This is a genomic window from Oceanobacter sp. 4_MG-2023 (genome assembly GCF_030689165.1).
In the GTDB taxonomy this organism is placed as follows: domain Bacteria; phylum Pseudomonadota; class Gammaproteobacteria; order Pseudomonadales; family Oceanobacteraceae; genus Oceanobacter.
On sequence record NZ_JAUYVV010000006.1, the window covers coordinates 1 to 12,900 of the forward strand.

General features: G+C 53.2%; 12 protein-coding genes. 8 read left to right on the plus strand and 4 right to left on the minus strand.

Annotation, left to right across the window (positions count from 1 at the left end):
- Nucleotides 1–79 precede the first annotated feature (79 nt).
- From Q8W24_RS06055 to Q8W24_RS06080, 6 genes are all read left to right on the plus strand, one after another.
- The gene (locus Q8W24_RS06055; protein ID WP_305474745.1) at nucleotides 80–295 is read left to right on the plus strand and encodes a hypothetical protein; all 216 of its coding nucleotides are present in this window, start codon (nucleotides 80–82) and stop codon (nucleotides 293–295) included.
- 81 nt (nucleotides 296–376) lie between these two features.
- The gene (locus Q8W24_RS06060) at nucleotides 377–811 is read left to right on the plus strand and encodes a CZB domain-containing protein (RefSeq protein WP_305474747.1); all 435 of its coding nucleotides are present in this window, start codon (nucleotides 377–379) and stop codon (nucleotides 809–811) included.
- Between the two features lie 242 nt (nucleotides 812–1,053).
- Nucleotides 1,054–1,515, plus strand: a complete 462-nt coding sequence (locus Q8W24_RS06065; RefSeq protein WP_303432062.1) for an EVE domain-containing protein — start codon at nucleotides 1,054–1,056, stop codon at nucleotides 1,513–1,515.
- Nucleotides 1,516–1,568: 53 nt separating this feature from the next.
- Nucleotides 1,569–2,165, plus strand: coding sequence for a glutathione S-transferase family protein (locus tag Q8W24_RS06070; RefSeq protein WP_305451677.1), 597 nt, complete (start codon nucleotides 1,569–1,571; stop codon nucleotides 2,163–2,165).
- Between the two features lie 53 nt (nucleotides 2,166–2,218).
- Nucleotides 2,219–2,599 carry a hypothetical protein gene (locus Q8W24_RS06075; protein ID WP_303432065.1) on the plus strand — a complete coding sequence of 127 codons (381 nt, stop codon included), beginning with the start codon at nucleotides 2,219–2,221 and terminating at the stop codon, nucleotides 2,597–2,599.
- A gap of 146 nt (nucleotides 2,600–2,745) precedes the next feature.
- Nucleotides 2,746–4,038 (plus strand): HlyC/CorC family transporter, encoded by a 1,293-nt coding sequence (locus Q8W24_RS06080; RefSeq protein WP_303432067.1) that lies wholly within the window; start codon nucleotides 2,746–2,748, stop codon nucleotides 4,036–4,038.
- Between the two features lie 57 nt (nucleotides 4,039–4,095).
- Here Q8W24_RS06080 and Q8W24_RS06085 read toward each other — a convergent pair whose 3' ends face one another.
- Nucleotides 4,096–4,977: a bile acid:sodium symporter family protein gene (locus tag Q8W24_RS06085; protein WP_305451679.1), complete on the minus strand. Its 882-nt coding sequence runs from the start codon at nucleotides 4,975–4,977 to the stop codon at nucleotides 4,096–4,098.
- Between the two features lie 174 nt (nucleotides 4,978–5,151).
- Between Q8W24_RS06085 and menA the strand changes: the two genes are divergently transcribed.
- Together menA and metG are read left to right on the plus strand one after the other, a co-directional pair.
- Nucleotides 5,152–6,027, plus strand: coding sequence for a 1,4-dihydroxy-2-naphthoate octaprenyltransferase (gene menA, locus Q8W24_RS06090; RefSeq protein WP_303432069.1), 876 nt, complete (start codon nucleotides 5,152–5,154; stop codon nucleotides 6,025–6,027).
- A gap of 109 nt (nucleotides 6,028–6,136) precedes the next feature.
- Nucleotides 6,137–8,254, plus strand: coding sequence for a methionine--tRNA ligase (gene metG, locus Q8W24_RS06095; RefSeq protein ID WP_305414548.1), 2,118 nt, complete (start codon nucleotides 6,137–6,139; stop codon nucleotides 8,252–8,254).
- Between the two features lie 124 nt (nucleotides 8,255–8,378).
- Here the strand turns inward: metG and Q8W24_RS06100 are convergent, their stop codons facing one another.
- From Q8W24_RS06100 to Q8W24_RS06110, 3 genes are read right to left on the minus strand one after another with little or no spacing between them, the layout of a single operon-like run.
- Nucleotides 8,379–9,356: a magnesium transporter CorA family protein gene (locus Q8W24_RS06100; RefSeq protein WP_305414547.1), complete on the minus strand. Its 978-nt coding sequence runs from the start codon at nucleotides 9,354–9,356 to the stop codon at nucleotides 8,379–8,381.
- A gap of 42 nt (nucleotides 9,357–9,398) precedes the next feature.
- Nucleotides 9,399–10,280: a transglutaminase family protein gene (locus Q8W24_RS06105; protein WP_303432072.1), complete on the minus strand. Its 882-nt coding sequence runs from the start codon at nucleotides 10,278–10,280 to the stop codon at nucleotides 9,399–9,401.
- Nucleotides 10,280–12,817 carry a circularly permuted type 2 ATP-grasp protein gene (locus tag Q8W24_RS06110; protein ID WP_303432073.1) on the minus strand — a complete coding sequence of 846 codons (2,538 nt, stop codon included), beginning with the start codon at nucleotides 12,815–12,817 and terminating at the stop codon, nucleotides 10,280–10,282. Before Q8W24_RS06110 ends, Q8W24_RS06105 begins: the two co-directional genes overlap by 1 nt.
- Nucleotides 12,818–12,900 lie beyond the last annotated feature (83 nt).

Here is a 12,900-nt window from a genome sequence, read left to right on the forward strand (position 1 = left end):
ACTTGACCCGTCAGGCCTGCAAGTCGGCTTCGTGATTCGAAACCATCCGGTAGCCCAGAGTGAGCACCGGATTAAATGAATGTCCCCTATAGTACTAGTTGTTATTTCAAAAAGATCAAACATATTATTAATCAAAAACAGCGGCTTCCAATACGGCACCAGTCCAATAATCATGGCAACCCAAACAATAAATGACCGTCAAAATAGCACCGCTGCGCTGCTGATTATCGCCGTTACCCCGAATGAATACCGATTAACAGGCTTTTTCAAATCAATGATTGATCTGGCTGTTTGATTGGTCTGATCGATGCTCCTAGAATTTTAATATTTGCACGATCCTACGATTTGATAGAACTGACACGAAGGGAAGACGACGATGAGATTGATGAACTTTTTTGGATTTGGCCACGATCATCAAGATGCTATCCATGCCAGGGAAGCAGCCAAGAGAGCCAGTGTATCGCTGGATATTGATGTATCCATTGCTGCGCACGAAAACTGGCTGACCCGGCTGGAAACCTATATCTCCGGTCACAGTCACGAAACACTGGATCCAACCCATGCTGCTTGTGACGACGAGTGCGAACTGGGCAAATGGATTTATTCCGATGGCGAAAAGTACCTCGGCCAATACGCAGCGTTTAATGACCTGAAAGCAACCCATAAAATGTTTCACTACAAGGCATCATCCATCATCAGCCTGGTACAGGCCGACAATCATTCTGATGCGGAGAAAGAACTGGCCGGAGATATCCACAAGCTGACCCTGAAAATTCGTCAACGTCTGCAAGACCTGAAATACATCGACTAGCCCATTGCCGGCTCAGACCCACAGGCACTGACGACAGCAGCCAGCAGTGCCTGATTATTACCCCTCCCGATTGGCCTTCCCCTGTTCACAACACGTCCCCAAACACACCACGGCCCAAAACAGCCAGTAACCCGCTGACACTCCCGTCATCACGACCCACAAACCAGCAACGGTTGGTTCTGTACTTGGACATACAACACCGTCATGATCAGGACTGACGACCATTGCCCATCAGACACGTTATGAACTATTGGCTATTTAAAACAGAACCGACAGCGTTCAGCATCCAGGATCTGGCATCGCGACCGAAACAGACAGAGCCCTGGGACGGGGTACGTAATTATCAAGCCCGCAACTTTCTACGTGATGAGATACAGCCGGGTGATCAAGTCTTTATTTACCATTCCAGCTGCAAGGAAATTGGCATCGCCGGGCTGGCGGAAGTGGTGCGGGCTGGCTATGTCGATCCCAGCCAGTTTGATCCCGAATCCAGATACTACGACCCGAAAGCCACGCAGGAAAAGCCGCGCTGGTATCAGGTCGACATCCAGCTGGCGCAGGTTTTTCCACGGGTGTTGCCGTTGCAAGACATCAAGGCCATGCCGGAGATCACCGAGTTGGGGCTGATAAAAACCGGCAACCGTTTGTCCGTTATGCCTGTCAGCCCCCGTGAGTTTGATATTTTGCGACAGCGAGCCAGCTGACAACAGCCAGCCCTCCGAACAGATCCAAACAACACAGACAATCAGGAGTACTGATGAAAATCTACGGCGATAGCCAGTCCGGTAACTGCTACAAAATCCAGCTGGTATGTGCGCTGCTGAATATCCCGCATCAATGGGTCCGGATGGATATCCTGGCCGGTGATACCCACTCCCAGGCCTTTTTACGCAAAAACCCCAATGGCAAGATTCCGGTCCTGGAGCTGGATGATGGTCGCACCCTGAGTGAATCCAACGCGATCATCAACTACCTGGCAGCCGGTTCCAGCCTGTTACCAACGGATACCTTTACCCTGGCCAAGATGCAGCAGTGGCAATGTTTTGAGCAATACAGCCATGAGCCCTATATTGCCGTTGCCCGCTTTATTGCCAAATATCAGGGAATGCCCGCCGAACGACAGGACGAATATAGCGCCAAACAATCGGGAGGTTACCGGGCCCTGGATATCATGGAACAGCAACTGGCCGTCACCCCCTGGCTCTGTGGCGACCAAATCACTAATGCCGATATCAGCCTCTATGCCTATACTCATGTGGCACATGAAGGCGGCTTTGAGCTTGACCGCTATCCCGCCATTCAGGCCTGGTTGCAGCGTCTGGCCGCAACACCCGACTGGATTGCCATGGCATGATATGAACCAATAACCGCTGCCAATATCCCAGACAGACCATTCAGGAGATTTCCATGTCAGGCTATCCAGATACTTCGTCTTCCAAGCCCCCTCGCCCCCCCTTGTCACCACTGGACGATGATGCCAAAACCCAGGCACTGATTGCTTATTGCCTGTTAGGTGCCGGCTATTTTACCGGCGTGTTCTGGGTGATTGGTGGCGTCTGGGCCATGGCCAAAATCAGTGATTTTCAAGGCTCTCTGTTTGAAGACCACTTTGCCAATATCATCAAGGTATTCTGGTGGGGGCTGGGCATGATGGTGATAGGGATTGTGACCTCTTTTATTATTATTGGCTGGCTGATTATTATGGGGACTTTTATCTGGACGGTATTCAGGATTGTCAAAGGGTTATCCCAACTGACCTCAAACCGGTCCTACTCAGGGCGTGACTGACCGGAGTACCCCGTCTGTCAAAGCGCCAGATACACCGTAGACAGCAGCCAAACACAGCCGCTGTATCAAGCCGGTATCGTTCTGCAGTTGACAGCCCACTTGGGCACCCTATGATGACGGAATCATAATAGTCAAAGGACGCAGTCTTGAACGAAGTTCCCTTAAGTGTGCTGTTTGGCATACTCGCGGTACTGATCATTTTTTCAGGATTCTTCTCCAGTTCAGAAACCGGCATGATGTCGCTTAACCGCTACCGGTTGCGGCATATGGTGAAAAACAATCACAAGGGCGCCAAATTGGCCGCCAGATTACTCGAAAAGCCCGATCGTCTGATTGGCACCATCCTCACAGGCAACAACCTGGTCAACTTTGCCGCAGCGGCACTGGCGACTATTATCAGCCAACGACTATGGCCCGATAACCCCGATCTTGCGGTATTCGTCAATACCATCCTGTTTACTCTGGTGGTACTGATTTTTGCCGAACTGACACCCAAAACCCTTGCGGCGATTGCGCCGGAAAAAATTGCCTTTCCTGCGTCTCCCATCCTGCTGGGACTGCAGTGGCTTCTGCACCCCTTTGTCTGGTTTGTCAATGCCATTGCCAACAGTCTGCTGAAGCTGATTCGTATCGACGTCCACAATACCCATTCCGATCATTTGAGTACCGAGGAGCTGCGCACCGTGGTGCGGGAAGCCGGGTCAATGATTCCCAAGCGTCACCAGCACATGCTGTTAAGCATTCTCGATCTCGAAAAGATGACCGTGAATGACATCATGGTGCCTCGCAACGAAATTTTTGGTATCGATCTCGATGACGATATGGATATCCTTATCGAGCAACTGCGTACCACCCAGCATACCCGAGTACCCATCTACCGGGGCGATATCAATAACATCATTGGTATTCTTCATGCCCGCTCCCTAGCACGGGTAATGAGTCAGGGCGAATTCACCCGCGAAGACATCGAAACAGCAGCGCGCGAGCCGTACTTTATTCCGGAAAGCACCCCACTTCACACCCAATTGTTCAACTTTCAGAGCCACCAGCGCCGTATTGCTTTGGTCGTTGATGAATACGGTGATGTACAAGGCATTTGCACACTGGAAGACATTCTTGAAGAAATCGTCGGTGAATTCACCACCGATGTGCTGTCGACCAGCTCCCCCGATGTACATCCCCAGGAAGACGGGAGTTTTATTGTCAATGGCACGGCCTTTATTCGTGATGTGAACAAGACCATGCACTGGGACTTGCCGATCAATGGTCCAAAAACCATTAACGGTCTGATCGTCGAAATTCTGGAAAACATCCCGGAATCTCCGGTCTGCCTGCGTATTGGCCGCTATCGTTTTGAGATCCTGCAGCTCAAGGACAATATGGTCAAGGCCGTCAGAGTCACTCTGGACAGCCCGCGTAAAGAACCCGTCACGTCATAACAAACGTCTCCCGGTGGCACTCTGCCACCGGTCGGGTGCAGCAACAGCTACCAGCTATCAACTGACCTTTTGCTGCAGTTCGGAACCATCGTCCCGGATCACCCAGCCAATAAATCCAAACACCGGAATATTCATCAGCAAACCATACATCAGCGGTACAATGGCCAACTCGGGTTGATGCAATATCGTTAACGCCACCATCATCGCCGTTCCTGCATTCTGCACGCCGACTTCCATCGTAATCGCACGACTGTCTGATGCATTCAGAGATAACTGCCGGGTAATCACCCAGGCCAGCAGTAACGCAGACACACTTAACGTCATGACCGCGACGCCCGTCAATGACACCATTTTTTCAACAACGCCCCAGTTGTCCACCAGTAACAACCCAATCACCAGTAACATCAGGAAGGTCGCCACCAACTTGACCTGTCGCTCGGCCTGCATCGCCAGCCGCGTCCAGAAATGGCGCAAGGTCATCCCCAGAACAACCGGTACCAGTGTCACAACCATCAACTGAACAATCATTAGACCAACAGGCAAACCAAACTGGTTGATCTCCGCACCGGCGAATTGCATATACACAGCAAATAACACCGGCAAGGTAAACGGCACCAGCAGGCTCGTCATCGCCGTCAAAGAAATACTCAGCGCCACATTACCGCGCGCCAGGAAAGTCAGCATGTTGGACGTGGCACCACCAGGGCAAAGCGCCACCAGAAACAGGCCGGCACCGGCCATCAAGGGTAATTTGAACAACACAATAATGATCAGGGCAATGACAGGTAACAAGACTATCTGCAAGAACAAGCCTATCAGGCACACTGTTGGCTGACGCCACACCGCGACAAAATGCTGACGGGTCAACCCCAACCCCATGGTAAACATAATCAAGGCAAGGACGATGGGAAGGATGACAGGGGCGACCAGCTGCTGCATATTGATTCTCTTTGTTATTCACGATCAGATTGATATAAGTGCCACTCTAGCCTTCATTCAATTAATCCAGAAGCCACCTGACTCAAGGTTTTGTTATAAGCTCTGCATTTCTGCGGCCTGATAACTCCGCGCAACCATACTCCGATAACAGCCCCATATTCTGAGGAATCCCGCGTGTCGTACTGGTGGCTAGCCATTCGCCCGAAAACCATCCCTGCTTCCATTGGCCCGATTCTATTGGGCACTGCACTGGCATCGACCGAGACCCAGCTCAACGGTCTGCTGTTTGGCCTGGCCATACTCTGTGCCGTTGCCCTGCAAATTGCCGTCAATCTCGCCAACGATCTGTTTGATGGCCTCAGCGGTGTCGATACCGAAGCCCGCCTCGGCCCGGCCCGAATGGTGCAATCCGGCTTTATTACTCCGGCGGCCATGGCGGTTGCACTGGCCATTTTTACCCTGCTGGCCACCTTGTTCGGTCTGACACTGGCTGCCCTGACCAGCTGGAATTTACTGTTTATCGGCATCGCCTGCTTACTCGCCGTCTTTGCCTACAGTGCCGGGCCAGCGCCACTGGCCTCCATGGGCCTGGGGGAGGTTACGGTTCTGGTATTTTTTGGCTGGATTGCGGTAATGGGCAGCTACTGGCTGCAAACCGGTGAGTTGACCGTCACCGCCTGGTTGTATGGCACCAGCGCCGGACTGTTCAGTGTCGCCATATTACTGGTCAACAACCTGCGTGATATTCCCACCGACCTGGCCAGTGGCAAACTCACCCTGCCAGCCCGACTGGGAGAAACACGCACCCGGCGGCTGTTTGTTGGCGTTATGATAGCGGCCTTGCTTGTACACCTGGTCGCCGCCTGGCCCTGCCCCTGGCTGATGCTGCTTCCAGCAGGACTGTGTCTGAAACCGGTGCTGAATCTGATTCGCCGTATCGACAGCCTCCGCGGTCGGGCATTAAACAGCCTGCTGGCCCAGACCGCGCAAGCGGGGCTGATTTATTGTGGCGCCAGTGCCACCCTGCTGATACTCCTGGCATCACCATAAATCGCACCGCCAACGGATTACCCTCACCATCGAGGGTGAACCTCCTCTCTGTACCCGCTACAATGTCGCCCTTTGATTTCCACCCGTTTTTCCACCGGTAGCCCTTTCCATGACAAACAGCACTCGCAAAATTCTGGTCACCAGCGCCCTGCCCTACGCCAACGGCTCCATTCACCTCGGCCATCTGCTGGAATACATCCAGACCGACATCTGGGTTCGCTTCCAGAAGTCCCGTGGTCACCAGTGCACCTATGTTTGTGCTGACGACGCCCATGGCACCGCGATCATGCTACGCGCCGAAAAGGAAGGCCGCTCACCGGAAGACCAGATTGCTGCCGTCAAGGCGGAACACGAAGCCGACTTTGCCGCTTTCCAGATCGGTTTTGACAACTTTCACAGCACCCACAGTGAAGAAAACCGTGAGTTGTCCTGTCAGATATACACCCGTCTGCGCGACAAGGGTCACATTGCCGTACGCTCGATCAAGCAGGCATTCGACCCGGAAAAAGAAATCTTCCTTGCCGACCGCTACATCAAGGGTGACTGTCCCAAGTGTTCAACGCCAGACCAATACGGTGACAACTGCGAAGCGTGCGGCGCAACCTATACACCCGCAGAGCTCAAAAACCCGTACTCCACCATCTCGGGCGCCACACCGATTGAAAAAGAGTCCGAGCATTATTTCTTCAAGCTGCAAGATTTTGATGCCTTTCTGAAGGACTGGACACGCTCCGGCACCCTGCAACCGGAAATTGCCAACAAGCTGGCTGAATGGCTGGACTCCGGTTTGCAAGAGTGGGATATCTCCCGTGACGCTCCTTACTTCGGCTTTGAAATTCCTGATGCTCCAGGCAAGTACTTCTACGTCTGGCTGGATGCACCGATTGGCTACATGGCCTCGTTCAGAAACCTTTGCAACTCCGACGCCGGTCAGGCCCGTGGCCTGAACTTCGACGACTACTGGAAAGTTGGTTCCGACGCTGAGGTGTACCACTTTATCGGCAAGGATATCGTCAACTTCCATGCCCTGTTCTGGCCAGCCATGCTCAGTGCAGCAGACTACCGCACTCCAACGGCAGTCAACGCCCATGGTTTTGTCACCGTCAACGGTGCCAAAATGTCGAAGTCGCGAGGCACCTTTATCAAGGCCCGCACCTATCTCAACCATCTGAACCCGACTTACCTGCGTTACTACTTTGCTGCCAAACTGGGCTCCAGCGTTGATGACTTCGATCTCAATCTCGAAGACTTCGTCCAGCGCGCCAACACCGACCTGGTCAACAAACTGGTCAACATCGCCAGCCGTACCGCCAACTTTGTCTTCAAAGCCGGAGGCAAGCTCAGCGACAGCTGTGCTGAGCCAGCCATGGTGCAGGAATTTATCGACGCCGGAACCCCGATTGCCGCCCACTACGAAGCACGCGATTTCGGCAAAGCCATGAAAGACATCATGGCTCTGGCCGATCGTGCCAACGAATACATTCAGGAAAAAGCCCCCTGGGCCATGAACAAGGAAGAAGGCCGTCAGCAAGAAGTTATCGACGTCTGCTCCGTTGCCCTCAACCTGTTCCGCCAGCTGATGACCTACCTGACTCCGGTATTACCTGAGCTGGCAGAAAAAACCTGCCAGTTCATGAACCTCGACTCCCTCGACTGGGAAGCCCGCAGCAATATCCTGCTGGGCCACGAGATCAACAAGTTCAAACCCATGCTGGCCCGGGCCGAGATGGACAAGGTCACTGCGATTCTGGAAGAAACCAAGGCCGAACTGGCGATCGAAAACGGTGAACAACCAACGCCGGAAACCAGCACGGCCCCGGCCAAAACAAGTAAACAAGAGAAGAAGAAAAAATCCAAAGGGCCTGAACTCAGGGAAGATGGCAACGAAGTGATTGCCGACACCATCGAATTCCCCGACTTCGCCAAGGTCGACCTGCGCGTTGCCCGCATCGTCAAGGCTGACCACGTTGAAGGTGCCGACAAACTGCTGCAACTGACGCTGGATATTGGTAACGGCGAGACCCGCAACGTTTTCTCTGGTATTAAGGCGGCCTACCAGCCAGAAGACCTTGAAGGCAAACTCACCATTATGGTTGCCAACCTGGCACCCCGGAAAATGAAGTTTGGCCTGTCTGAAGGTATGGTGTTGGCCGCCGGGCCAGGTGGCTCCGAGATCTACCTGTTGGAACCCAATGAAGGTTCACAGCCAGGCATGCGAGTGATGTAAATCTGGCAATCGTTCAGCGCCACGCTTCATGTCCCGGCCCAAGGCTGGGGCAGAGTCGTGGCCTGTTCAGCGCAGTCCCATGGGTACCGGACAGGTATCCAGGTATTGCCTCCTGACCTCTGCGTTATAACCAGCGTAACTTGCGAAACCAGACCAACAGCCCCACGGCCAGAGTCGCCATCACTCCCAGCAAAATAAAATAGCCGTTTGCGACTTTCAGCTCGGGGATATAATCGAAGTTCATGCCGTACAAACCGGCCAGAAACCCAAGCGGAATAAATATCGCGGTAATCACGGTGAGCACCCGCATGGTGTTGTTAAGCTGGTGTGATGCAACAGCAAGATAACCATCAATCAGATCACCACAGATGTCATAAAACATCGCTACCAGGCTGGCCAGCCGCTCAAAGCGGTCATGCAAGTCGTTCAGTGTGTGGTCCAGCTCCAGATCTGGTTGTGTAAACAACGCCAGATCACTGGTTTTTAATTCATCGGTGATGCTTTGGTGATAATTAAACACCCGCCGCAATTTCACCAACCGGGAACGATACCCCATTAACTGACGCATCAAGGCGTCAGTGCCCTGCTCGTACAAGGCATCTTCCAGATCACTGAGCTGGTCTTCAAAAGCCAGCACATGCTCCAGGTACATACCGGCGGAGGTATGCATGATGCGTAACGCCAGTTGGGCCGGGCAGCGTTGTAAATGAATGCCGCCATGACCTGTCATCAGCAGATTAATACTTTCGGTCGGCAACGGATGGTAACTGATCAGCAAGCGCTCACTGATAAAAAATGCCACGGACTGGGGCTGGTAGTGCAGCTCACTGTCGAAATGGGCAATACCGCGATACAGAATAAAGACGTGATCTTCAAAGGCTTCGTATTTGGGCGGGTGGCGATCGCGCTGGGCGTCTTCGATAGCCAGGGCATGACACCCCAGGCCCAGTAACAACTGCCGTTCCTGATGATATTTTTCAGCCCCCTCCGACGTCAGGTCCAGCCAGAGTCGGCTGTTATTGTCGCCACACCAATCGTGTATCAGCTCTTCACCGCCACTGAACGACTGGCCGCTGCTGTTGATCATCAGGGTGCGAATCATGCTCTGTCCTGCGACGAGAAAACATTCAACCAAAAGTGGCGTTCAGGTCAGGCGCGTTACATCAACCGCAACACGTAATACCGGATTACTGCCGCCACCATAAATAACGCCACACAGCGGCGTCACATCATAAAAGTCGCGGCCCCAGGCTGTGACAATATGCTGTTCATGGGCCATGCAGTTATTGGTTGGATCGTATTCAAACCAGCCTTCTCCGGGAGCGTATACCGCCAGCCAGGCGTGGGTAGCATCGGCACCCACCATTTTTTCCTGCCCCGGTGGCGGCAGGGTTTCCAGATAGCCAGAAACGTAACGGGCTGCAAAACCTAACGATCGTAAGATGGCAATTTGCAGATGCGCAAAATCCTGGCAAACGCCACGACGGCTTTCAAGAACTTCCTGCAAGGGAGTGGCGATGGTGGTGGACGCCGGAGAGTATTCAAACTCCTGATAGATCTTGCTGGTCAGGTTCATAACGGCAGTCAGTAACGGCGTATTGTCGTCAAACAGACTATCGGCATATTCTTTCAGGGTCTGTGATGCCTTGAGCATCGGCGAGTCCAGCAAAAACTCCCGCGCCAACAAGACTTCCGGTGCCCGGGATGAACTCATCGCCTCCCGCGCATCACGACAGCTGATACCCAGCTCCAGCTCTGGAGCGGCTTTTTGCAGACTGGTACGCACTTCGCTGGTCGAGGTGATCACCAGTTTTTTGTGCGGTTTCTGTATTTCAAAGTGATAGGCATTATTGCCAAAATAATCACACCGGTTCGAGGTAAAAGCCGCACCGGGCAAGACGTCAACACGGGTCGACAGACACTGCTGACGCAGGGTGTCCCGTGGCGTCACGTGGGCCATGTTGTAACAGTGGGAAACCCGACTGTGGTACACATATTCTGTGGTATGACGAATGCGATATAACACTAGATGCTTTCCCAGGTACTGTTAACCAGTTGCTGTGACGCTTCCCGGTGATCAAAGTATTTGTCTGTAATCATTTCACTCAGGCCGCTTAACTGGTCGGCTATTTTGGTCATTTGCTCACCCAGATGGCTGCGTTGGAAGCCGTCAGCCTTGCTGAGCTCTGCCAGTGATGACAGCTTGAGCAAGGTTTCACATTCAAGGATACGACGTTCATCCGCAGACAACTCGTGCATCTGGGTCGGTGTTTTTGGCAACGCCCCGATATGTTGTCGTAATTGCTCAACCTGATACATCAACGAACGTGGATTGGTCGGGTCCATCATCACCAGATCGAGACTGGTCTGAATACCGACACGGGCACGATAACGGCGACGATAGCTGATCAGGGCTTCCAGCGATAACAGCAGTGCCTCACAGAGCTTGCTCTGATCCGACTCCGACAACACCGGAACAATCAGACTGTCGATGGCAATGGCGATCTGATAACCCCGTTCGAGACGCCGTCCCATATCCATAAAGCGCCAGCCAAAGCCTCGGATCATGCTTTCCTGGGTCAGGCCAGACAAGGCCATCAAGGCGGTTACCAAGGGATCGAGGGCTTCTTCCGGTGCCGATGCCAGGCTGCCCGAGAAACTGACCCCCAGCATATTCAGGGCATCACGAATGTCGTTGATGACACGATAGGTATCCGATGACAACAGCTCTTTGGTCTCTTCTGCGCAATAAAGCATGGCATTAAGGTTGCCGGAAATACTGCGTAATACTGAGCCGTTTTCGATAATGCCGCGCAAGGCTTCTTCTGCGGTTTGTTCATCAGTGGAGCGTGACGGTGTGGCAGTAATCATCGATACCGCATGCAGCAACTGATGCTGGGTTATATCACTGATTCGCTCTTCGCCGTTCAACATCATAAAGGCGGTACGCAGGATTCGCAGCGCGGCTTCGGCACGCTCGGCATAACGCCCCATCCAGAACAGGTTTTCCACCACCCGACTGGGCAAGCTGATCAGGTCGGCTTCGCGACTGACCGGCTCATCGACCTGCTCATCATGCACCATACGCTCCGGCTCAGAAGCGATCACCCAGGTGTCCTTGCTCTTGGCACCGGTCTGGTTGGAAATCATGAATGAACGTTCGTCCTGACCGATACGGGTCAGGCCACCGGGCATCACGGTATACGAGGTATCCGTTGCGACGGCAAAGCTGCGCAAAATTACCGGACGTGGTTTCAGCACACCGTCAACAAACGACGGGACGTGGGCGGCTTCCATGACCGGCTGAGCCACATACTGGGTCGGGTCCGCCTCAATCCGGGCTTTCAGCGAGCGGGCTTCTTCTGCGCTCAGCTCCGGGCCGTACAAACTGCGGTTATCAAGATTACGATACACCGGCTTGACCACCAGCTCATGCAAGTGATCCAGCACATACGCCCGATCGTCCTCACGGCCACACCAGTGGGTTTCGACCGATGGCAAACGCAGTTCACGGCCAAGAAAATGTTTGGCAATACCAGGCAGATAACGCAAAAAAACCGGATTTTCGAGAATACCGGAGCCCAGTGGATTAGCCACCACCACATTACCGGCACGCACTACTTCCAGCAGGTTGGCCACCCCGAGACGGGAATCACCCCGTAATTCGACCGGATCACAAAACCAGTCGTCTACCCGGCGCAGCAAGACATCGACCCGGCTCAGGCCATCCAGAGATTTCATCCATAAAAAGCCATTACGGACGACCAGGTCATCACTCTGAACCAGATGAAAACCCAGGTAGTTGGCCAGGTAGGCATGTTCAAAATAGGTTTCGTTATGGGCACCTGGCGTCATCACAGCCACACGCGGTGCGCTGTTGGGTGACAAGGAATTCAGCTTGGTACGTAAACGCTGAAAAAAGGCCGCCAGCCGATGTACATGGCTATCGCGAAACAGGCTAGGAAAAACCCGTGACATCACGTTGCGGTTTTCCAACGAGTACCCGGCCCCACTCGGGCTTTGGGCGCGATCACCCATGGCCATCATCTGGCCATCGGCACCACGCACCAGATCAACCGAGTGCAAAATCAGATCGTGCTCACCGGGTAATTTGATACCGTTACAGGCTCGTAAAAAACCACGGTGGCAAAACAAGGCATCCGGCGGAATCACACCAGAACGAATCAGCTCCCGATTACCGTACAGGTCGCGCAGCAGCAGATTGAACAACTCCGCCCGCTCCAGCAAGCCTGCCTCGATCCGGCCCCACTCTTCACTGCCAATCACATACGGAACCAGATCCATATTCCAGGTGTGAGATGGCGTGCTGGAGTCGCTGTAGATGTTATAGGTCGCCCCATCGTCCCGTAGAATACGCAACGCTTTTGACTGTCGTTCATCAAATAACGCTGGCCCCAGCTCTTTCAGGCTGTCGAGAAGATAGGACCAGTGCGGGCGCAGCTCTCCATTGGCATCGACAGCTTCATCCTGAAGCGCCGGATTATGACGATAGATCAGATCATCGCTGTCTGGCCCGGAGGCCTGTGACATAGTCTGCGACATGCTTGTTCTCGCTGCGGATTTCAATAAATGCTCGTTAAAAATTCAGACCAAAAAAATGGCCGCTTATTAGCGACCATTATGTC

Coding starts and splice junctions, on each gene's coding strand:
- Q8W24_RS06075 (WP_303432065.1), top strand. CDS start 2,219: ATGTCAGGCTATCCAGATACTTCGTCTTCCAAGCCCCCTCGCCCCCCC.
- Q8W24_RS06085 (WP_305451679.1), bottom strand. CDS start 4,977: ATGCAGCAGCTGGTCGCCCCTGTCATCCTTCCCATCGTCCTTGCCTTG.
- Q8W24_RS06055 (WP_305474745.1), top strand. CDS start 80: ATGTCCCCTATAGTACTAGTTGTTATTTCAAAAAGATCAAACATATTA.
- Q8W24_RS06065 (WP_303432062.1), top strand. CDS start 1,054: ATGAACTATTGGCTATTTAAAACAGAACCGACAGCGTTCAGCATCCAG.
- Q8W24_RS06100 (WP_305414547.1), bottom strand. CDS start 9,356: ATGATTCGCACCCTGATGATCAACAGCAGCGGCCAGTCGTTCAGTGGC.
- Q8W24_RS06070 (WP_305451677.1), top strand. CDS start 1,569: ATGAAAATCTACGGCGATAGCCAGTCCGGTAACTGCTACAAAATCCAG.
- metG (WP_305414548.1), top strand. CDS start 6,137: ATGACAAACAGCACTCGCAAAATTCTGGTCACCAGCGCCCTGCCCTAC.
- Q8W24_RS06110 (WP_303432073.1), bottom strand. CDS start 12,817: ATGTCGCAGACTATGTCACAGGCCTCCGGGCCAGACAGCGATGATCTG.
- Q8W24_RS06060 (WP_305474747.1), top strand. CDS start 377: ATGAGATTGATGAACTTTTTTGGATTTGGCCACGATCATCAAGATGCT.